This window comes from Paenibacillus sp. VTT E-133280 (genome assembly GCF_002264385.1).
GTDB lineage: Bacteria > Bacillota > Bacilli > Paenibacillales > Paenibacillaceae > Paenibacillus_AQ > Paenibacillus_AQ nitricinens.
Map to the genome: position 1 here is coordinate 15,069 of NZ_NFUX01000009.1, position 23,454 is coordinate 38,522.

At 42.9% G+C, this 23,454-nt stretch carries 15 protein-coding genes; 7 read left to right on the forward strand and 8 right to left on the reverse strand.

Annotated features, from left to right (window positions below; all coding sequences use genetic code 11):
• Positions 1-66 precede the first annotated feature (66 nt).
• From CA600_RS06065 to CA600_RS06080, 4 genes are all read right to left on the reverse strand, one after another.
• Entirely contained in the window at positions 67-990 is a 924-nt protein-coding gene (locus tag CA600_RS06065; RefSeq protein ID WP_094869368.1) for a carbohydrate ABC transporter permease, read from the reverse strand.
• Positions 991-1,009: 19 nt separating this feature from the next.
• Positions 1,010-1,891, reverse strand: coding sequence for an ABC transporter permease (locus CA600_RS06070; protein ID WP_094869451.1), 882 nt, complete (start codon positions 1,889-1,891; stop codon positions 1,010-1,012).
• Between the two features lie 295 nt (positions 1,892-2,186).
• Positions 2,187-3,755 (reverse strand): response regulator transcription factor, encoded by a 1,569-nt coding sequence (locus CA600_RS06075; RefSeq protein WP_094869369.1) that lies wholly within the window; start codon positions 3,753-3,755, stop codon positions 2,187-2,189.
• Complete coding sequence (locus CA600_RS06080; protein ID WP_094869370.1) at positions 3,755-5,569, reverse strand: sensor histidine kinase; 1,815 nt, start codon at positions 5,567-5,569, stop codon at positions 3,755-3,757. Before CA600_RS06080 ends, CA600_RS06075 begins: the two co-directional genes overlap by 1 nt.
• A gap of 249 nt (positions 5,570-5,818) precedes the next feature.
• Between CA600_RS06080 and CA600_RS06085 the strand changes: the two genes are divergently transcribed.
• The 4 genes from CA600_RS06085 to CA600_RS06100 all read left to right on the forward strand — a co-directional run bounded on the left by CA600_RS06085 (position 5,819) and on the right by CA600_RS06100 (position 11,847).
• Positions 5,819-8,950: an alpha-mannosidase gene (locus tag CA600_RS06085; protein ID WP_094869371.1), complete on the forward strand. Its 3,132-nt coding sequence runs from the start codon at positions 5,819-5,821 to the stop codon at positions 8,948-8,950.
• Positions 8,951-9,118: 168 nt separating this feature from the next.
• Positions 9,119-10,309, forward strand: coding sequence for a pectinacetylesterase family protein (locus CA600_RS06090; protein ID WP_256989760.1), 1,191 nt, complete (start codon positions 9,119-9,121; stop codon positions 10,307-10,309).
• 44 nt (positions 10,310-10,353) lie between these two features.
• Positions 10,354-10,974, forward strand: coding sequence for a TetR/AcrR family transcriptional regulator (locus CA600_RS06095; protein ID WP_094869373.1), 621 nt, complete (start codon positions 10,354-10,356; stop codon positions 10,972-10,974).
• A 93-nt stretch (positions 10,975-11,067) separates the two neighbouring features.
• Entirely contained in the window at positions 11,068-11,847 is a 780-nt protein-coding gene (locus CA600_RS06100) for an AraC family transcriptional regulator (protein WP_094869374.1), read from the forward strand.
• 55 nt (positions 11,848-11,902) lie between these two features.
• Here the strand turns inward: CA600_RS06100 and CA600_RS06105 are convergent, their stop codons facing one another.
• The gene (locus CA600_RS06105; protein WP_094869375.1) at positions 11,903-14,758 is read right to left on the reverse strand and encodes a glycosyl hydrolase 115 family protein; all 2,856 of its coding nucleotides are present in this window, start codon (positions 14,756-14,758) and stop codon (positions 11,903-11,905) included.
• A 237-nt stretch (positions 14,759-14,995) separates the two neighbouring features.
• Here CA600_RS06105 and CA600_RS06110 point away from each other — a divergent pair, with 237 nt between their 5' ends.
• Positions 14,996-16,738, forward strand: coding sequence for an SGNH/GDSL hydrolase family protein (locus CA600_RS06110; protein ID WP_094869376.1), 1,743 nt, complete (start codon positions 14,996-14,998; stop codon positions 16,736-16,738).
• A 54-nt stretch (positions 16,739-16,792) separates the two neighbouring features.
• Here CA600_RS06110 and CA600_RS06115 read toward each other — a convergent pair whose 3' ends face one another.
• Positions 16,793-18,157, reverse strand: a complete 1,365-nt coding sequence (locus CA600_RS06115) for an MATE family efflux transporter (RefSeq protein ID WP_094869377.1) — start codon at positions 18,155-18,157, stop codon at positions 16,793-16,795.
• A gap of 151 nt (positions 18,158-18,308) precedes the next feature.
• On the opposite strand from CA600_RS06115, the gene CA600_RS06120 reads away from it, so the two are divergent.
• Positions 18,309-19,190: a LysR family transcriptional regulator gene (locus tag CA600_RS06120; protein ID WP_094869378.1), complete on the forward strand. Its 882-nt coding sequence runs from the start codon at positions 18,309-18,311 to the stop codon at positions 19,188-19,190.
• 74 nt (positions 19,191-19,264) lie between these two features.
• On the opposite strand, the gene CA600_RS06125 is transcribed toward CA600_RS06120, so the two are convergent.
• Together CA600_RS06125 and sbnA are read right to left on the reverse strand one after the other, a co-directional pair.
• Positions 19,265-20,230, reverse strand: coding sequence for a 2,3-diaminopropionate biosynthesis protein SbnB (locus tag CA600_RS06125; protein WP_094869379.1), 966 nt, complete (start codon positions 20,228-20,230; stop codon positions 19,265-19,267).
• Positions 20,231-20,261: 31 nt separating this feature from the next.
• Positions 20,262-22,475 carry a 2,3-diaminopropionate biosynthesis protein SbnA gene (gene sbnA, locus CA600_RS32085; RefSeq protein WP_306440383.1) on the reverse strand — a complete coding sequence of 738 codons (2,214 nt, stop codon included), beginning with the start codon at positions 22,473-22,475 and terminating at the stop codon, positions 20,262-20,264.
• 164 nt (positions 22,476-22,639) lie between these two features.
• Here sbnA and CA600_RS06140 point away from each other — a divergent pair, with 164 nt between their 5' ends.
• Positions 22,640-23,428 carry a YheC/YheD family protein gene (locus CA600_RS06140; protein WP_094869380.1) on the forward strand — a complete coding sequence of 263 codons (789 nt, stop codon included), beginning with the start codon at positions 22,640-22,642 and terminating at the stop codon, positions 23,426-23,428.
• The last annotated feature ends 26 nt before the right edge of the window (positions 23,429-23,454 follow it).

Here is a 23,454-nt window from a genome sequence, read left to right on the forward strand (position 1 = left end):
TTAATTAACTTTTTATTTATATCGTTTCCTAGTACTAGCGATTCGAATAAATACATCATAATAACGTTACTCTTTTAAAGAGCCTACGGTTAAGCCTTGTACAAAATATTTTTGGAAGAAAGGATACGCTAGTGCTATAGGCAAGGTCGCCAGTACAACCATCGCCATACGAACGGTTTCTGTCGGCAAGGTCGCAGCAATCTCAAAGCTTGATCCCATCTGCATACTGTTCTGAATGACGAACTCCATATTATTCTGGATTCGCATCAGCATCGCTTGGAGCGGTACAAGACTCGCATCATCTATATACAGCAGCGCATTAAACCAATCATTCCAATAGCCCAGCGTACAGAACAATCCAATCGTTGCAATCCCTGGTAAAGAGATCGGAAGTACAATTTGCAGGAACGTCCGAAACTCCCCTGAACCGTCAATTTTAGCTGCCTCAATGAGTGCATCAGGCACTGAAGTCTGGAAGAAGGTCCGCATTACTAGAATAAAGAATGCATTCATCGCTATTGGCAATATCAAAGCCCAGATCGTGTTGTACAAATGTAAAAACTGCGTTGCTACGATATAGTTTGGAACCATACCGCCTGAGAATAACATCGTAAAAAAGGCGAAGAAGCTGAAAAAATTACGATAGCGAAATGATCTTCGAGAAAGAACATAGGCGTAAGTTGTAATTAGAAATAAGCTAATGAGCGTACCTAGTACAGTAACAAGTAAGGTGACTCCAAAGGAACGAAATAACTGATCTCCTGTGTTAAAAACAAACTGATATGCCGCCATACTAAATTTTTCTGGAATTAAGCTAAATCCATTTAAAGCGAGGACTTTCTCATCTGTAAAAGAAATGGCTATGACAAACAAGAACGGAAACACACAGGTAAAAGCGAAAATTCCTATCACAATATTGAGTACCACATTCCAAAAAGGAGTAATGGCGTTGTTGTCGACTTCTTTCGGCTTACGTTTGAATACTTCCATAACGTCAATTGACTCCTTTCTAGAATATCGCGTTTTCTTTGCTGATTTTTTTCACAATAGAATTCGTTACAATTACCATGATAAATCCGACGATTGATTGATATAGACCCGCTGCTGTACTCATCCCTAGGTTTCCTGTCGTACTCATGCTTCGATAGATATAAGTATCGATAACATTCGTTACGGAATATAGAACACCGGAATCCCGAGGAATTTGATAGAATAGACCGAAGTCAGATCTGAAAATACCACCAATCGCAAGAATCGTTAGCGTTACCATTAAAGGTTTAAGCAAGGGAAGTGTAATAAACTTAATTTGCTGCCATTTGCTGGCCCCATCAATCATAGCCGCTTCGTAATAGGACTTGTCGATACCCGCAATAGCCGCTAAGTAAACAACACTTGAATAACCAATTGATTTCCAAATCCCCATGAAAATTAGGATATATGGCCAAAATCGAGTATCCCCATACCAGGAAACAGGATCGCCTCCAAAGTACGTAATCACTTGATTCAAGATCCCTTTATCTACACTTAGGAAGCTGAATGTAAAGAAACTAATAATTACCCAAGAAAGGAAATAAGGCATAAACATCGCCGTTTGATAAACTTTGGCCGTCCGTTTGTTCACAAGTTCATTTAAGGTGATCGCAATGCCCACCGCAAGAACTAAACCGAGAGAGATCAACGCCAAGTTATACAGTATCGTGTTTCTTGTAATAATATAGGCGTCTTCCGTCGAGAACAAAAAGTTGAAATTTTCAATGCCAACCCATTTACTATTTAAAACGCTTGCAAAGAAACCGTCCCGATGAATCTTGAAATCCTTAAATGCAATAATGGTTCCGAACATTGGTAAGTAACAAAAAATTAGGAACCATATTGTCCCTGGCAATACCATAAACCACAGTACTTTATCCTTATTTAAGCTTTTGAAAAATGCAGACACTATTCTACATCCCCCTTCTCTATCCCCAAACAATCCCCGTAATACCCTTTCGATCTTATTTCCTTGCCCCTTTAACTATCTTTTATTCTGGGCTATAAAAGCGGTTTCATAAAGTTGAAAAACTCCAGAATGATATGTAAAAATTAAAGATCGACTTATGATTTGAACAAAAAAAAGGAAACATTCTCGTGACCAACGTTCGTGAACCCTCCACTTGAACGTGACACCCGGGAACATTTCCTAAATCCTACGCCTTTTCTTTTTTATACATCTTTCGAAGTTCTGTTGGAGATATGCCTACTGATTTTTTGAACTGGCGATAAAAATACGCTGGATCTAAATATCCTACTTCAGCTGCAATTTCATTGGTTAATAACGTAGTTTGAAGCAGCAATTGTCTTGCTTTTTCAATTCGGAATTGATTCACATAATCAGAGAAGCTTCGCCCCATCTCCTTCTGAAATAGCTGTCCCAAGTAAGTAGGATGCATATTCATTCGCTGACTGAGCGTCTTCAGAGATAGTTCTTCTCTATAATGTTTGCTCACTTGATCCACCATATATCTCATATTCGGACTGAGTTCATCACTCACTAGCGATAATTGGTCCAGCGTTTCATTCACACTTTCCTGCACATGATGAAGCAACTGCTCAATGGTATGGATGCGTAACAAAGGATTAAACACCGCACTGAAATTACAGTTCTTCTCCATATTCTTAGCGATCAACATTAATTCAATCGCCACGTTGTAATTATCAATGCGTGTAATCACGCCACATCCGAACAGCTTTTGGAATGTTTCTGCGATAAATTGATTTGCCGCCTCACGCTCTCCAGATAATAATAGTTTAGTAAATGCTTCATAATCAATTTCGAGCTTTTCCTCATGTAACACCATCTTCGACAGTTGGTCCACATCTATAATCGGGTAGCCCGGCAGCATCAGATGATCCACATATAAACTTTTCGCTTTTTTATAGCTTTGTGGTACTTCTTGAAAAGTATATTCCTTACTTCCTATCGTAATCCAGACAGACTTTCCTAATTCATGCATAATCTCACATTGCACTTGTTGCAGCATGCAATACATTTCTTCTTTGTTCTCATCTTCAGCCGACTCCGCAACAATAAGAACAAGATCACCTTCCATATCTATAAAAACAATAACTGTTCCGCGCTCTGCTACGGACTGCACAGCGATACGATAACATTCTTCCATAAGTTGATTAGGGTGCAGTTGACCCTCATCCTCTTCATGTTCCGTAATAAGCCGAATCGCAGCCACCGTAAAACATGAACGGTCCAGAGAAATATTTAAGACGTTTGAACGATGCAATAGCTCCTGTCTGTCTATATTTCCTGTGACCCAACGATTTAGAATATTGTTACGTAAAACTTGCTGATCCTCCTTCGCATGAAATTGTTCAACATCCTCTTGATTGAGGACCTCAACAATTTGCTCAATGGTCGATTCCAATTCTTTTATGTTAATGGGTTTAAGAATATAATTCTCAATGCCTAGGCTCATTCCAGCTTTTAAATACTCAAATTGTTCATAGCCGCTTAAGATAATAAATCTCATTTTTGAATCAAAAGACTTAATTTGTTGAATGAGTTCAAGTCCCGTAAGCTTTGGCATCGTAATATCTGTAATTAATATGTCAATGGCTTCGTTATGGCTATGCAAAAATTCTAAAGCTTCTTCCCCATTACTCGCTTGCCCAGCGATTCTTAGTCCATAATCTTCCCATTCGATCACTGAACGTAATCCTTCAAGAATAAGAGGTTCATCATCCACAATAAGTATGTTGTACATTATTTAATACTCTCCCTTACCACTGGTATATTCATGATGACTGATGTTCCTACACCTATCTCACTAGCAATCGATAATCCATATTCAACCCCATAATAAAGCTTAATTCGCTCATTCACATTACATAGTCCAAGCGAGGAAGGTGGTGCATCCATTCGCATACTGACTTGAAGTGTTTTTTGAAGTTCCGTTAGCTTGCTGGGAATAATCCCATTTCCGTTATCTCTAATAGCAATTTGAATGCTGCCGTCAGATTCAGTGACTTCAATGCGGATTAGGTTATCGGAGCGTTCGGGCCTAAATCCGTGGACAATATAATTTTCTATGACCGGCTGAATCAGCAGTTTAACGATAGAACAATTCATAGCCACTGGACTTATTCGCGACTCGATTTGAAGCTTATCTTTATGCCTAATCTGAAACAGCTCAAGATATAGATTGCAATATTCAATCTCATCAGCGATGGTAACAACCATACTTTTCTTAATCATCGTTCGGAATAACGTAGATAAAATGTAAATCATCTGACCTACATCCTTCGCACCTTGCGAAATAGCCCGCATCCTTATAGCTTCAAGCGTGTTATATAAAAAATGCGGATTAATCTGCGATTGAAGAGCAACGAGTTCTGCATTTTTTTGCGTAATTTCTGAAATGTAAACTTTATTAATATACAGCTCTAGTCTTTCACACATATAGTTAAAATTGTTGGCAATGAGCTGCAATTCATCCTCTCGGTTAAGGTGAATGCGTGTACTTAAGTCGCCTTCCTGTAAGCGCTTCATAGATTTGACAATGATCTTCACTTTTTTAGAGAAACGTAAAATGATTCCGTATGTAATGGACATTGCCGCAACAATAAGTGCTGCCGTTATCCCGATAATCCAATTTCGTACTACCACCATTTCTTTATTGACCTGCGACTTCTGAATGATCCCTGCCACAATAAGACCTGAGCTATTCGTTGTATTTAAGTTAACTTTGGATAATCCATCCAGTGCAGTCCAGTTGTCTGAATAAAGACCAGCGATATGCGGATACTGCTGTCCCATATACCTTCCTAAGGAATCATATATGACATCACCGCTTGGTGTTAGAACCAACACTTGACCATTATTCTCTGTACCTTTCGTACCAAGCCATTTTGAAATAAGTTCAGCATCAAAATCTATAATGAGCATACCGATCGTTTTCAATGAAATCGGATCTTTAAGCTCCCTAGTCATCGTATACAAATTGTTATTGTCTTCCCTTATTTCCTTAAGTAATAATTTTTTCTCATGCGAAACCCAACCATTCTTGGGTATGGGTGATTTTTGCTCTGAAATATCTATATCTCTTTTGTAGAGCTGTCGTGTATTATTTTTATATAAATAATAAAATTCTTTCTCAGTGCTGTATAAGATAACGTCAGAAATACCACTTTTCTGATTCAAATATGTTTTGAAGTAAGTATCGAATGTATGGGGTACGAAGCTCCCAATCTCAGCAAACTGATCTAAACGATATTTTAGATAATCTCCATAATCATGTTGCAAAAAGTAGGACAAATCCTCACTTACAGAAGCATCACTATAAATTTGCTGGATGGCCAATTGGATCCCTTCGTACTGCTGATTCATATATAAACTCACGTAATCCAATACCTCTCGATTAGCATCAACATGTTGACGCGTGATCGTCTGTTCATAGTATTTATAAACGGTAATGGAAGAGGCAATGAGCGTAATAATGATGATGGATGAATATATAGCTAAAATTTTATTAAACAGTTTTTTTCGTAAATGATTTTGATAAAATTTCTTTATATTCAACAAATTCACCTTCCTTCAAAATCTAGACCTTTAGGATTAGAAGCTTAACACCACCTTTCTTTTTGTGCAATGGGAGCGCATTCATTTTTAGATGTAAATCTTTCTTCCCCGCATACTTTTTCTTTATCATGAGTTTACATCTCGCTTAAAATCGTCTATAGTTGGTTTCTACCCCCCAAACAAACCTGTAATTACCCTATAAGTCTTATAATCCTCGTCCCCCATCAAGATAATGGAGGGCTATTACTCATGTTTCTAACCAAACGTAAACTCAACTCCCAACTAAACGAGATTTCCGAATATCGTTACCGGGATCGAATACACATTCCTTTTTTCAATTCTATGATTGACGAACAAGGTGAAATTGCAGCGGAACCACCCGTGGATGGAGAATGGTCTAAGCTACAGGTTGGCGATACCTGGAAAGGCCGCGATTTGTATTTATGGCTAACGACACAGATAGACGTACCCGCCTCTTGGGCAGGACGCAGGGTACTGGGTCGATTTGATTTTGGCGAGACGGGTGCCGGAAACAACTCCGGCTTTGAATCTTTATTCTTTTACAATGGTAAACCCTATCAAGGCGTAGATTCCAATCATACAGAAGTGTTCTTGCCGGATGAAACGGTAGGTACGAAGCTTCCACTTACCTTCCGTTTATGGTCGGGACTTGAAGGTGGCGGTCCTAAAAAAGATCAAACCCATGGCATTCGTATGGCAGAAATTTGTTGGCTGGACGATGCAACGGATGATTTCTACTTTACTGCACTTGCTGTAGTTGAGACGCTGAACGTACTCGATTCAAAAACACCAGAATATACACAGCTGCTAAGCACAGTAGACCGCTCGTTTCTTCTGATTGACTGGTCTCGTCCAGGTTCAGAGGTCTTCTACGCTTCGATCGAGGAAGCTCGTAATTATTTGCGTGATGAAATTAATAAAATGGAAAAGTCTTCGCCAGTTACTGTTACCTGTATTGGTCATACCCATATTGATGTAGCTTGGTTATGGCAATTGAAGCATACCCGTGAGAAATGTGCGCGTTCCTTCTCGACCGTACTCCGTCTGATGGAAATGTTCCCTGACTATACTTTTTTACAGACTCAACCTCAGCTCTATGAATACATCAAAAACGATTATCCAGAAATCTACGAGAAGATTCGTGAACGTGTAGCTGAAGGACGCTGGGAAGCTGGCGGTGGCATGTGGCTAGAGGCGGATTGTAACTTAACCTCAGGTGAGTCTCTTGTCCGTCAATTGCTATATGGTACTCGCTTCTTGCGAAATGAATTTGGTGTTGAATGTGATTATTTATGGCTGCCGGACGTATTTGGCTACAGCTGGTCCTTGCCACAAATTCTAAAAAAATCAGGAATTAATACGTTTATGACCACGAAAATTAGCTGGAATCAATACAACCGCATGCCACATGATACCTTCCAATGGCGTGGTATTGACGGCACTGAAGTATTAACACACTTCATTACAACACCTGAGCCTTGGTCTGAAGAAGATTCTTGGTTCTACACCTATAATGGCCGCATCATTCCTAAGACTGTAAAAGGGATTTGGGATACGTACCGGGACAAAGAAGTGAATCGCAATTTATTACTTTCTTACGGATATGGTGATGGCGGCGGCGGGGTTAACCGTGAAATGCTAGAGATGCGCCGTAGACTGAGCGATCTCCCAGGACTACCGAAAATTGAAACAGGAACAGCAGGAGATTACTTCCGTAATCTGCAAGAAACCGTTGCTAATACAGATCGTTATGTCCATGTATGGGATGGTGAGCTTTACTTAGAATATCACCGCGGCACGTACACTAGCCAAGCCTACAATAAGCGGATGAACCGCAAGCTTGAACTGCTATACCGCGAGGCGGAATGGCTAAACGCACTGCAAAGTGTGGTGTCTGAAGATTGGTCGAACTATCGTCAGACCGACTTAGACGAGGGCTGGAGAATTATTTTGCGTAACCAATTCCATGATATTATCCCTGGCTCTTCGATCCGTGAAGTGTATGAAGACAGTACGATTGAATATGCTCAAGCCGAAGCCATTGGTCAATCTGTATGGGAACAATCTACGAAGGCACTAGTGAACGGAAGTGAAGCCGGTAAATATACCATCTGGAACAATGCTTCTTGGGAAGTCACTGAGCTTGTAGAAATCGCAGTAGAGACTGGGATGGAAGCAGGGCATTGGGTAAATTCAGAAGGTAAACAACTTCAAGCTCAACGTGAAGGTGACCGTTGGATCATTGAAGTGTCCGACATTCCTTCTCTCGGATACACCACCATCTCCTTCGTGACAGATGTGAATTCTGAGCCACTAAGCACTCCATTCAAGCTAAGTGAATCAGGAATTTCAACGCCTCATCTTGAAATAGTGTGGAACGAGCAAGGTCAATTGTCATCCATCTTTGATAAACACGAACAGCGTCAAGTATTAGCTAATGGAAGTCACGGTAATGTGTTCCAAGTGTTTGAGGATAAACCATTAGCACACGAAGCTTGGGACATTGACATCTATTATCAGCAAAAAATGCGCGAAGTGATCGACTGCACTAGCATTGAAGTCATAGAAAATGGTTCATTACGTTGTATTGTGCAATTCACATGGAGTTATATGGATTCCACGATTAAACAGCAAATGATCTTACACGCTGGACATCGTCGTATCGACTTCGTAACGAATGTAGACTGGCATGAGAAAAAACAGCTAATGAAAGTAGCCTTCCCTGTTGCGATACGAGCTACCGATGCCACTTATGATATCCAGTTCGGTAATGTTAAGCGGCCAACACATTGGAACACTAGCTGGGATTACGCTAGATTCGAGACTGTGGGTCATCAGTGGGCAGATTTATCAGATCGTGGTTATGGCGTCAGCTTGCTGAACGACTGCAAATATGGCTACGATATCAAGGATAATGTGATGCGTTTATCCCTAATCAAATCGGCAACACACCCTGACCCTGATGCGGATCAAGGCGAACATTCATTCACCTACTCTATCCTGCCTCATACTGGGGATTGGCTACAAGGTGATACCGTCCGTCAAGCCTGGTCTATCAACAATCCACTGCGGAGCACCATGGGGCAAGCTGAAGTGGAAACAAAGTCCATGATTCGTCTTTCTACGAATACAGTTATGGTATCTGCCCTTAAGAAATCTGAAGATGGCCAAAAATTAGTCGTACGTGTTCACGACTATTCCGGAAGCCGCCAGCAGATTGATATGATGAGCGACTTGAACATTATTTCATGGAAAGAGTGTAATTTAATGGAACGTCCTGAAGGTGAGGTTCACACTGAACCTGTCATTACCTTTGTACTTGATCCTTACGAGATTAGAACATTTGAAATCGAAGTGTAGAATCTAATTAAATGAAGTAACATACAACATCGGGGTGTCCCTGTAGCCATGTATAAAAGGCTGCGAGGACATCCCGTTTTTCGATTATGATTGTTTATTTTGAATTTAAGTATACACATTGCGCAATGAGTTAACGTAGCGTATACTCCAATTAAGGGAGAGATGTATATGAGAAGAATGGGGAAAATTACGATATTCACATGCATTGGATTATTGAGCCTTGCTTTGATTGCTATTCTTGCGATTAGCGCTTTTGTGATCAAGAGACCGGCCACCGCCACCCCCGTAATCACGGAAGTGAAGCCTTATGAGTGGAATAAAGTCAAGCTGGACGGAAATGTCATTTCAAGTGATGGATCAGAGTATTTTATGTGGAATAAAAAGGGTGAGACTAATAACTGGATCATCTTCTTTTCCGGTGGAGGGGCCAGCTGGGATGCCCAAAGCGCTGCGCACCCAATCAAGCTCATGAACTTCATTAAAGGTGGAGATACGGGCAACTATTTCCCCAATATCCCCTTCTATATGCTGACATTGCTGAGAGGCATGATGGATACGGATAACCCTGACAATCCTTTTCATGGATGGAATGTGGTCTACCTTCCCTATTCGACGGGTGATTTCCATATCGGTAACCGTACGGTTGAATATAAAAGAGAGGATGGCAGCACCTTTACAATGCGTTATAACGGCAGCAATAATGTGCGAAGCAGCCTTGATTGGATATATGCCAACGTGGAAAAGCCCGGAAAACTGCTAATTGCAGGTGAAAGTGCTGGTGGATTCGGGTCCGCCTTCTGGGCTCCGGAGATCGCCTCTCATTACAAAGACTCCGAGATCTTCCAATATTCAGACAGTTCCTTCCTGAAATCAGACAAGTGGCCAAATGTTGTGAATAAGGAATGGCAGGCAGACTTCGTTAAGAACTTTGGGTATACCCCTGAAGCGGACATCATCGGGGCAGCATTTAAAGCGAACGGTCATCTACTGCCTGCGAATGCGGTAATATTGCAATCCTACTCGGTATTTGACGAGATTCTGATCCACTTTCAGAACAACATCAACGATTACAAGGGGCCCAGAGATCAACGCATTATTAATGAATGGTCACAGGAAATGCGGCAATCGGTATCTTCTTTGGCTGCCACTTTACCTAATTATTATTACTATCTGACCGACTATGGGTTAAATGTAAAGACGGATACAACCCCGCACACTTTCGCAACCAGAGAGACCTTCTTTCAGGCTGAACAAGATGGTGTGAAGCTTCTGAAATGGCTAGGTGATGCGGTCAACCATCAGAAACCCTATTCCGTGGGCAGCAAGTTCCTCATGACGTCGAAGCCAGCTCAGAAATAGCACAGAATTAGCGAAATATTCGCACAAGGCAGGAGAGAAAATTAATGAATTTGCGTGAAAAGCAGATGCAAATGACGAGGGAGATCATTAAGGATACAGCGCTCAGCTTGTTCTGTGCTCAAGGTATTGAACGTACGGATATGGCTCAAATTGCAGAACAAGCCGGGGTCTCCCGGCGCACTTTGTATCATCATTATAAGGACAAAGAAGAATTAGCCGCTCAAATCTATGTCCTTAACCTGGAGCGGATGTTTGGCCAGCTGCTGTTTGATTTTGATTTTGAACAGCCGGTACAATCACTAGAGAACATTCTGGATAAATATTTGGCGCTAAGAGATCATCAGGAGTCACTGATTTACTATGATGCCATTTTTGGAGTTTACTACAGCACGCTTTCTAAGAATCCTGCAGAACTGCCTGACTTTAAGAAGGCTATGGAAGGCTGGTATTCGCGACTTATACTGCTTGACACAATAACAGTGGCTCCAGAGGAAAAAAATAAGTGGCTGAACATTCTGCAGAAGTCCACCCACCTGTATTTCATGTATTTACAAAAAGCCGTTATTATTACACATCAGCGGGGCGGTATGGTTACGGAGGAAGACCGGGCAACGGACCGACAATTCAAGGATTTCATTATGCATGGCGTACGGCATTCCCAATGATTAAAAGAGTCTTTTCGTTATAGGTTTCATTTCGGTATAATATACAAACGGTATTGGTGCGGCTCTAGTTATATGGAAGGAGCAATGGCTGAAATGGACATTGGCAAATATGAGAATCTAGTTCCGAATGTTTTTTTGTTCGTCGACCGCAGATCCTTCCCGGATTGGGAGATAACGAGGAGCAAAATAGATTTCCATGACCTTACCTTCATTGTGGAAGGGAAATCGAACTATTTTATTAATGGGGAGAAATTTACGGTTGAAGCTGGTGATATGCTCTATGCACCTTCCGGAAGTATTCGGGAAGCGCAGACCTTTAAGGAGGCACCCATGCGTTCTTTTGCGTTTAATTTCTTCTGGGAGGGGGCGGACAATCATGTGCAGCTCCCTTTTGAGACTGTAACAAAAAATTGGAGAACTAAAGAGATCCTAGCAGACATCAAAGATTTCTCGCATGTATGGATGGGCAAACAGGCTTTTTATAAAATGAAGGCCAGAGCCATTTTTCAACTGATCGTGTATCGCCTGTTAAGCATAACCCACCATCAAGAGACACCTCTAATCGATCTGAGAATCCAAAAAGTAATGACCTATATTATGGATCATTATTCGGAGGAAGTTACGATCAAGGAACTAGCTGATTTGGTTGCCTTAAATTCTGTATATCTTGGCAAGCTGTTCAAGCAAAACACCGGTTCCACCTATAAGGAATTCATAAATAAAGTACGGGTGAACAATGCCGAGATGATTCTGTCCGCAGGTGGCTTCAATGTGTCCGAAGTAGCAGAGCACTGTGGTTATCAAGATGTCGCCTACTTCAGTAATGTTTTCAAAAATATCAAGGGTTATCCTCCGTCATCTGCCTTGAAATAACGGAGGACCCTGAACCATTCGGGGATTCAGCCCTTCAATTAGCTCTAACTAAGAATTAGTGCATCCCCCTAGTATAGAAGCTCTCCTCTGGGCCCAAATAGGTATACGGCAGCTCCGCAGCGGTCAACACAAGCTTTTGCAGGACCAGGCCCGCATCCAATCCGTAAAAGCGGAGGGTATGGATACCCTTCGTTAAAGCATGAATGGTGGTCACGGTATGGATATTATTCATAACCGCGCGGCACCACGGTTCATTATCATGATTGCCACCCGCAAAATCCGTAGGTAGAGCATCCGTAATCACTGGCGACTGTGCATCGAAGCCTATCGCATATTTTAATCCACTGGACTGTGACAGGTTGTTCGTTGGGGCAATATACGCGGTTAAGCTGTAATCTGCATCCTGCTGTACTAAAACCTGATATTCCAGATAAGGTGCACACTCCGGTTGTTCAAAAGATACAGCATCCGGAAACATTTTAACCGAGGATAAAGAACGCCCATAGTTAGCAATGGTCTTCCATTCCACCCCTGATTGTGCAACACGGCTTGAGGTATGCTCCGCTTCAATTGCCACTCTATTATGCGCCTCGATAAAGGTCATCGCTGGCACATCCTGAATGTCAGTCCAATCCACAGCTACATTCACCTTAACGGTGCCCCCGGCACCACAGATCGTAATTTCACCCGTCGATGCCTCACGGACCTTTTCCCAATCTACAAAAACCTGTAAGGACTCCCCAGCCTTGATCCACCCCGATGTTTTCTCAAGCTTGATCCAAGCTACACTGCTTTTTGCCTGATATTCAAAACCCGCTTCTCCACCGTTGCTGATTGTAATGCAATAATTTTCCTTTTGAAGATTTGTAAAAACCGGAAGATTCGCTGTACCCGCAACATACGCTTGCTCCGTACCTTCAACATCAACAATCAATATAGAGCCTTTAGCGGGAATCAACATGCTCACCTCTGGATATTTCCACCCTTCTGCATTCCAGTGAATATACCCGACATGAGGGGAACTCATCATCCCTTGCCATTTCCCTTCTGAAATTCCGCTATTATAAACCTGTTCCAGCTGTTTATCCCTTTCGATGGCTTCATGAGTCAGAGTAGCGTAAGTATTTGCCAATACACTGCCTCGTCCAGCATATAGCTCGTTAAGTCCAGCATATATTTGCATTTTGAGCACATTGGCTGAGGCAGCAGCAGGGAAATATACAAGCTGGTAGTACGCATCTTTTAATGATTCAGGAATAAGAGCATAGTATTGGTCAGCGGCATTCTCCATCCTAATCGCCTGCTTTAGCACTCTCTGTGCCTCATTGTAATGGATTGGACTGAAGGTTGACGGATAAATAATCTCCGGCTTGCGGCGCCCATTTATTCGGGTATAATCACTCAGCAATTGCGCGATGCCCAGGCATGTCTCTTGTTCCAGTGCATATCCGAACTGCTGCTCTACCCATCGTTTGGTATATTCCTCAGTCCGGTTAATCGCTCCAGTACCCCAAGCTTCAAAGTCATAGGCCAAATCCATAAAGTAGGAAATGGGCAATTCCATAGGCTTCAAATCCCCGACGTTCACAATCCATACCTCACGGATGCCATAGTCGAATGCCATACACATTTGCTCCCAAACCTTTTCCAGCGGAATCGTATTTAACCATTCATAGGAATGCGGACCACCATGATAGTCAAAATGATAATACATCCCCCACCCTGCACTCCGATCACGTTCGTGTTCCGTTGGGATTTTGCGGAGATTGCCAAAGTTATCATCAGCCAGCAGGATCGTAACCTCATTCAGGACTTCCCAGTCCTTCAAGCCTTCAACCTCAGCAGTGCCATACCAATACTTCTCCACTTCCTTGTATACGGCTAGAATTTGGGGCGAGTGCTCAAGATTATATTTCTTTAATAATTCTTTTTGCGTAAGGATGATGTCCTTCAGCAGGTCAATATTCTCCTGGTCGGAGCCCTCCAGCGCAGAATCACTTTCTCCCCGCATCCCTAATGTAATTAAATTGTCAAAGTCCTGATTCCGTTTAATTCCATCTTCCCAGAAATCCGTAATGGCCTGTTTGTTTCGGGCAAAATCCCATAAGTTACTTGTTCCATATTGGTTATATACCTTCTGCCATTCACTGCCTGCCCGAAATAAAGGTTCATGATGAGAGGTTCCCATTATAATGCCGTATTCCTGTGCATGCTGGGCGTTGGCGATTGGATTGCTTTTACCGTTAAGGCTGAATTCGGCACTCCACATCGCTGGCCATAAATAATTCCCCTTTAATCGAAGAATTAGTTCAAACACCTTGTCATAGAAATCTTCATTAAAATCACCAAATCTTTGAGTTACCCAAGAGCCCAAGGACGGCCAATCGTCATTCAAAAAAATACCCCTGTATTTAACCGAAGGTTCTTTGGAGATCCTATGTAGCTGGCTATCAAGTAAGATCAAATCTACTTTTTTCTCTGGTATAACATCTGCCCAATATTCCCACGGACTAACGCCAATTTTTTCAGAGATAGAATAAATCCCATACATCGTCCCGCGTTTATCGCTTCCCACAATGACGAGCGCCTTGTCCACTCCTGCTGTCGGTTCTTCAACTACCTGAATTTGATAACATTCCCTTTTCCCATGGATAGCGGACACATCCACAGTTCCCTCCGCAATTAAACGATCGATAAGCTCATTACTGCCGATCGATCCAGCGATTATGACTGTTCCACCCAATTCCTGCAATTCTGTATATATTTCAGGTTCTACCTCTGTTACCTGTTTAACATCTGCTGCAAAAGATTGAGCCACGCGCCGTAAACCGGCATAATCCTTCCCTTTGGGATCCACGTAAATCTTGGCAGCTTTGCCCTGCTTCACAAGGTTTATTTCCTGCGTAGGCATGATTATTCTCCCCTTAAGCATCCTATTTTCGTATGACTAGGCACATTATATAAGTAAGCGATTTCAACTTCCATGTGCAAACTAGCAAGTTTTTGTAATTATTAAATGAAACTTTGTTTATTGGTTGAACAATCTAGATATTTGATGTTACTGTTAACAGGTATTCCCTGTAGCAGAATCATTTCATTTGCAAGCGCATCCATAATAAGAGAACCTTACAAAGCGAGGATGATCCATATGGAAAAGAATAACGAATTCATTGCAGGCGAACAGATTGAAGGTCCGAAGGCTCCAAAGGACCCGGCTGATCGTAGAAACGGCTTTTTTGTGCTGTATGAAGCAGCCATTGAAGCAACAGCAAGAGCTGAAGGGAAACCGTCACAAGAAGTTTATCTGGAAGGCAGCTATCTGATCGACAAGACCAAATTTATAGGTGGCGTCACAGATGCAGCAATTCTGGAGCTTCTGGGGAGCAGTACAGGATTTCGCAAATTAGTCCACAGTATCGGAATATCCGTCAGAAGGGCTAACGCGCAGGAAGATCCTGTAATTTTTTTATTGCAGCACTGGGGAAAAACCAGTAAATATGAATCCGGCAGTCATTTACGTGTACCCTGCCCCTCCGATGGTTCAGAGGTTATTTTGAGGTTAGCAGATTGTCCGGGTTCTGAAGAGGATGATGTGCTCGGAAAATTTGCGTTTGAATTTAATAATGCAGGCGAACTGGCGATTGCGAGTGTTATTTTTTATTTGCATGACGGTTATTCTGTTCCAGAGCTAATCCTTGAACCGCCGGTTGCTTTTGAATCGAATGAGTACCAAAAGATCATTACGCAATCCTTGCTGCACGCTGGCAATAATAAAAGATTAAAAGCTGCCATAAATAAGGCTATAAAGGGCGAGGAAGTCACGATCGCTTATATTGGAGGTTCCATTACTCAAGGAGCCGGTGCTAAGCCGATACACACAGAATGTTATGCCTATCAGTCGTATTTAAGCTTTAAAGACTTATTCGGCACAAATGGTGGTGAGAACATCCACTTTGTGAAGGCTGGGGTCGGCGGGACACCCTCCGAGCTTGGTGTCATCCGTTATGAAAGAGATATTCTTAGAGACGGGTCCGTAACACCAGATATCGTGGTAGTGGAATTTGCGGTAAACGACGAAGGGGATGAAACGAAGGGCAATTGTTTTGAAAGCTTATGCTTAAAAATACTTTCCGCCGATCATCAGCCAGCCGTTATCCTTCTATTCAGTGTGTTTATGAATGACTGGAACCTGCAGGATCGGCTCTCCCCCATTGGCCGCCATTATGATCTTCCTATGGTTAGTGTAAAGAATGCCGTATCCGAGCAGTTCCGCCTGAGTAAAGCTGAAGGCAACATCATCTCTAAACGGCAATTTTTCTATGATATCTATCATCCGACAAATGAGGGTCACCGGGTAATGGCTGATTGTCTCGCTTATTTATTCACCGAAACCCATAAATCACTAATGAATGAAGATGACATCTTATTGGATCAACACCCGGTCATCGGGAATGATTTTTCCGGAACCCTCCTGCTGGATAGAAAAAACTATATTGACGCAGGTAAGATCGAAGCAGGCGGATTTTCGGGGATCGATACCGATTTGCAGCGGGTAGAAATGGATGCCGACTCTCACGGCACTCCGGAATTCCCGCATAATTGGATGCATTCAAGGGCATCAGGGGAACAGAGCTTCAAGTTAACAATAACGAGTAGAAATCTCATCCTCGTATATAAGGATTCCGGCAGCAGCGAGTTCGGCAAGGCGGATATCTTCGTAGACGGCAGCCTTGCAGTTACTGCTGATCCTCACGTGAACAACTGGACACATTGCAATCCGGTAATTCTATATCAAAACGAAGCTAGCAGTGAGCATCAGATAGAAATCAGAATGGTGCCCGAAGATCAGGATAAGTGCTTTACTATTCTAGGCTTCGGTTATACGCTTTAATCTGTTTGCACCAGTCGCAAGACAGCCCCGATGTATTCTTCATCGGGGCTGTCTTTATTGTATCGCCTGGAATTTCGTCCATTTCCCACTAATATACCGCCAAATAAACAAAGCTCCTTTGATCAACCAATCACAATAAACTGCAATCCACGTTGCAAACATATCCATATGAAACCAATAAACCAACACATAAGCGAACAGAATTCTACAACCCATCATCGTAATCATGCTGACGATCATAGGGAATTTTGCATCTCCGGCCGCACGAAAAACGGTAGGTAATGCATTCCCAAAAGGCCAGATCAACATCATAACGATCGCATGGCTCCATACAATCCTCGTTGCCCATAGCTCCGCTTCTGGTGAAAAATGATAAATACTCAGTATACTTGGAAACAAAGCTAAACTCACAATTGAACTAACCACCTGTGCCAAAAAGATTATACCCATAATCTTTTTCGTATAATACTTAGCTTGAGTATACTCTCCAGCACCTACACATCTGGAAATCACAACAGACATCCCTAAGCCGATGGCCATTCCGGGCAAAGCCTGCAAGGAAGCAATCGTACTCCCTACAGAATTCGCTGCAATAGCCGCTGTTCCAAAAGTCGAGACTAAACTCAATATCAATAACCGTCCAATATAAAACATTCCATTTTCCAGTCCATAAGGTACACCAATTCTCATCATCTGCTTAATCAGCTTGCCATCAAATTTATGCCGCAGGGTCTTTTTCAGAGATAAAAGATTCTTTGGGTTAGATACAAGCACAACAATACAAACAGCAGCACCTATTCTGCAGATTAGGGTTGGTATAGCAATTCCTGTAGTCCCCATATCAAGCCCATAAACCAACAAAGCATTCCCTGCGATATTCACAAGATTCATAACCAACATAATATTCATAGGCAACCTGGAGTTCCCCATCGTTCTGAATATCGCAGCACCAGCATTATAAAGCGCCAGAAAAGGAACAGACGCCCCAACTATTATTAAATAAGTATTGGCATGTCCATACACTTCCTCTGTAATCGTTCCAAATAACCCGTGTAAAATAAATCCTTTCAGCAAATAAATCAAAGCCATAATCACAAGCCCCGCAACACCGGCAAACCAAATAAGTTGATTCGCTGCCTCTCCGGCCTGATTCTCTTGTTTTTTTCCAAGATATTGACCAACAATCACAGCCCCTCCGGTTGCTAACGCTGCAAATAAACTGATCAGCAGTAACATCACCATTTCTACCAAGGATACACCCGATACTGCTGATTCTCCGACGGAAGCTACCATGATCGAATTGACCAAGCCCATCAGAGATTCTAATAATTGTTCTACAATTAAGGGGAGGAATAATTTCATTAATTGCTTATCTGAAAATAATCTTGGTTTCGTAAGCGCCGTTTCCATTTCACTCATTTGTTTAACCCCGTTTTGTAATGGTTTTAAATCTATGGTAAATTCAAAAGTAAAAAATATCTAATACCTATGTTAAATCGCTTATCATGCCTAATATGTATGGTTTGGAAGTCCAATCTATCAGATGCATTTTGGAAGGATGTTAAAAATAATGGATGTTCGTGTTCTCAGATATTTTTTAACAGTAGCTAAGGTAGGGAATATAACCAATGCGGCGGAAATCCTCCACATTACCCAGCCAACTTTAAGCCGGCAGCTTATGGATCTGGAAGAAGAGCTGGGGACCAGCTTGTTTACTCGGGGAAAAAGGCAGATTACATTAACAGACAGTGGACTTTTATTTCAGCAACGCGCGAAAGAGATTGTTTCTTTATTGGAGAAAACAGAAAGAGATCTGGCGGAACAAAAGGATCTCGTGGGTGGCGTAGTCTCTATCGGCTGTGTAGAGTCCACGGTATCCCGGGCGTTGCCGGAGTTATTAGAGGAATTCTCCAATCGGCATCCTAAGGTACAATATGAATTGTACAGTGCGGATGGGGATGATATTCGAGAGAAGCTAGACCGAGGAAATATTGACATTGGTATATTATTAGAGCCCATTGAAGCCGCCAAATATGATTATATTCGCTTGCCTTATCAGGAACAGTGGGGCATTCTTATGCGACGAGATGATCCTCTCGCCCAGAAAACTTCTATTAGCATTCAGGATATTCTTACTTTACCGCTAATTCTACCTCGTCGTACGATTGTGCAAAATGAGATCGCAAGCTGGCTTGGGGTCGAGAATGAGAGCCTTCGTATCTTTGCCTTACATAATCTTTTGACAAACGCCATGCTTCTAGTAGAACAAAAGCTTGGCTATGCCATTTGTGTAAGTGGCTCATATTCTATCCGGGAAAGTGATCGTACCTGTTTTGTTCCATTTGAACCTGAACGAACTACAAGTCATGTATTGGCTTGGAAAAAAAACAAGCTGTTCAGCTCAGCCACTGCACATTTTATTCAATTTATTAAAGATGCCTATCATTCATAACATAATAAAAAACCCGCTCGATAAGCGGGTTTTCGCTGTTATATGGACAGAATTGCTCACATTATTGCTCTCCCCTACTCCAGCTCAGTTCCTATCCCTTTTTCCCTCGCTTGCTTCACGTAATACACCGCTGTAGCAATATCGAAAACGGCCATCCCCATCGGGCAGAAGAAGATCGGTTCATCTTCGCTGAAATCAGCTAGGCTGTGGCGCAAGACGACATCGGTAATCCGTCGAGTGCCGTCACGAGTTAGCCCCTGTTTCAGATGAAGCTGCTCAATGTCCGTATTCTCACGGCACACTTCATCCCAATCGTCGACAATGATGGCTTTTACCGAAGCTAAAGCCTCCGGCTTATAATCACGAAGTGAAACATTCAGCAGAAGGCTACCCTTTTCAGGGGGGAGATCGATATACCGATGTTCTGATACGGTACAAGTAATGAAGATATTAGAATGCTGATAAACGTCCGCCCACGTCTTAGCCACTTCCATCCTATCTCTAAAGAGAGATGAGATTCCTGATAAGTCTACTCCCTTGATATCGAAAATCCGGATACGCTCGACTTGGTCCCCATACAGAGCCGTAACCATTTGACAATGATACTGCCCAACCGGTCCCCAGCCGATAATGCCTAGATGAATCCGCTCCACTGAACGCGCCAGCAAAAAGGAACGAATCATCAGTCCGCTGATGGAAGCCGTCCTAATGATACTGGGAAGCGGAGAGTTCAAGACGGCTGCAGGCTGGCCTGTACTTGGTTCATTCAAAACAATGATGCTATGCGCACGAGGAAGATCAGCCTGAATATTATCCGGGAAACTGGAAATCCACTTTATCCCTGCTGCGTTCACCTCTCCCCCTACGTAAGCGGGCATTGCAATAATCCGGTTTTGTGGACTCTTATACCTTAGGTAAGGCTTTATCGGCTGCACATAATCACCTGAATCGATGATACCCACAGCAGTTTCTATCGACTCCACAAGAATAGGCCAATCAATACCTACTGCCCGTATATCTCGATCATTTAAGTACAGCATACCGTGACCTCCTTATGAAACATATCCTTTCTTACATCTCTGGGCAATCGCCACATTCAGCCAAAAGCTCCTGACCGAATTGGTTCAGAATCCATGAGTCAGAATATACGGTATCGAGGTAACGCTCTCCCTTATCATGCAGAATGACTGCGCAGACAGCTCCCGGAGTCAATTCTGGCTCCATTTGCTTAACGGCGGCAATGACTCCCCCGGACGATGCGCCAGCCAAGATGGATTCGTTCTGCGCCAACATCCGGCAACCTTTTACGATATCTGAATCCGAGACATGCACGATATGGTCGATTAGATCTGTTCTGCAGAAAGGTGGCACGATGCCGGCACCTAGTCCCGGAAAGCGCCGTGTACTCTTATTCCCTCCAAAAATCGCGCTTCCCTCTGCATCGACAGCCACGATCTTGGTCCGAAGTCCGCTATCCCTTGCGTATTCCGCAAGACCCCGTATGGTTCCGCATGTACTAACGCTGCAAAATAAATAATCCAGTTGTTCAAGATCAGTCACGATTTCTTTCATTGTCGTATGGTAGTGGGCTAAATAATTATTTGCGTTCGCATACTGATTCGGCCAGTAGCTGCCTGGTATTTCCGCCAATAGCTGCTGCACACGTTTCAATCTAGCAGGAAGAAACTCCCCTGTTACGGGATCGGGATCAGTGACATAGTCGATTTTGGCATCCAACGCCTTCAGAATTTGTAGATTCGTTTCCGTGGTTCTAGGATCAATAACGCTGATAAAACGCATCCCCAAATACTTACAAATCATGGCCAGGCTGATCGCCATATTTCCAGAGCTCGATTCAATGATCGTGGTTCCCGGACCTATTGTTCCTTCCTTCCACGCCTCTTGGATCATCCGCAGGGCGGGACGATCTTTGGCGCTTCCTCCCGGGTTCATCAGCTCCATTTTTGCATAGACGTCAAACTCACTTTTATAGAACAAGCTCTTCAGCTTGATTAAGGGTGTATTTCCGATCGTCGACAAAATACCGTCAGTGACGTCCATCTCTGCGCGATCTTTATCTTTCTGGTAATATAGCTTTTTGTTCTTAACCTTTCCGCTGTCCATCGGCTCGTCTTTCCCTACTATAATGACCTCAATATCATCCAGCAGATGGTTTCGAATCATCATGCCGATTTCCGGAATGCATTCCCTAATTTCCTCTTTGATCTTCGGGACAATGGTGTTATCCGCAGATTTACTTTTGATATAAACGCTCAGCGCGTTCTTCCTCACTTTAACCCGAATGATCGCATCTTCGATATGTCGGTATACGACCTGTTCGATATCGTACAGGCTGATTTTCTCCCCATGCTTCAGCTCCCGACCCACCCGTTTGACGATGGAACTAAAGCTCTGTTTCTCCACACCATCTACCATCACAGACCTAAAGTCCCTTACAACGTCATAGGTAACGAAACGAATCGCTGGCAGCATTGTGCGAACCATGGAGGTAAGAACAAGAACACTTTCATCATTACTAAGCGGACTTAGTTCTTCGCCAATCTCCTGCGCCCCGATCGCTTCTGCAAAAATCCCATCAGCAAAAATATACCTGCCAAGATCATGTGAATAATAAGCAATCGTGCCTATTTCAATAGAGCCATACGTATCAATGATGTCGCGCGGTTCAAGACCGAACAGACGGGCCATATTCCGCTGCCACCCTAATGAGGCGATCTCCCCAACCAAAATAATCTTACGGATTCCAAAAGCCTGCGGATCTTTAGTAGCATGAACGATATGATCAAGGATGGAAGGCATAGTGTAAAGCAGGTCAGGCTTGAAGGTTTGAAGTTGTTTAATATGCTGCTCGATTGGCAATTCAAAGGCAATTGAACAATGTTGCAATCCTAACCGCTCAAAAATGGACAACGCAGTGTTCGCCGCATGCCCAGTGCCCATGTCCGCCAAAGCGCTAACGCATCCACTTCCCGCAATAAGATCACCGTACAGCTTCGTTTTAATATCTATATAGTGCTTATCGTCTTCCTTAGAGTAAAGAATGGCTTTTCGACGGCCAGTGCTTGTACCCGACGTCCTATATACGTTCAAAGAAGGATCAAAGGGTTGATTATAATAATAGGTATCTAGCGTTGTCGACGTCATAAGCGGAAGTGTCTCTAAGCTATAATTCGCTCTTTCGCCGCTGATCAGCTCCTTATACCAGGGAAACAACTCAATTACTTCAAGCAACTTATCCTGCAATTTGTCTTTGTCGAGCAGCATGATGGCCGCCTCCTGTTGACCGCATGCTGCAGCCCATAGATAAATACCTACCATAATCATATGTCGAATTCTTTCAGTGTGTTCTACGATTTGGTAGTTGCCCAATCAAAAGCTAAGGCATTTCCGTAATATAGCCTATGGATCTTTTAAGACGGAGGGTCAGAATGATGAATCAGATCAGTCGAATATCCAATAAGCTGACGAAGACAAGGGTGCTGGTTAGAAATCAAGCGTTAAATAAACATGTCCCGCTTACAAAAAAAATGGATAAGAACACTCTCTATGAAATGCTACACAAATATAAGATGGTGTATATTAAGCCTTGCTGCGGATCATTAGGACAGGGCGTGATACGGGTTGAACACACTCGTGCACTATACAGCTACCAGTCCGGTACCCACGTACACAAATATTCTAATTATGACACGGCATATCGAGCCCTCTTACGAGAAGCCCAAGGGAAGTCCTATTTAGTTCAAAAGGGGATCAGGCTGTTGGTGTACGATGGCCGCCCCTTCGATATCCGGGTAATGGTGCAACGAAATTCTAAGGGTGGGTGGGAAGCAACAGGGGTTGCAGGACGCGTGGCGCATCCTCGCAAAGTAGTTACAAACGGGAGTCAAGGAGGAACGATTTATCCGGTTGAGGAATTATTGAAAGCCTACACAAGCGCAGAGAATTGTACAATATTGATCCGATCCCTGAAGCAAATTGGAGTGAAATCCGCCAGACAGCTTAGCACTGTCTATCCTGGCCTTCAGGAAATCGGTGTAGATATTGCCTTAGATCAACGTCTCAAGCCATGGATCTTGGAAGTGAATACCGCTCCTGATCCATGCCCGTTTACTAAGCTGAAAGACACCCGTATGATTGACCGAATTGTCAGATATGCAAAAGTATACGGTCGCACATACAATCTTAAGTGCATGAAATCAAAAAAGGGTGTCGTGTGAAGCATAGAGAATCCATGGGCCGCGGC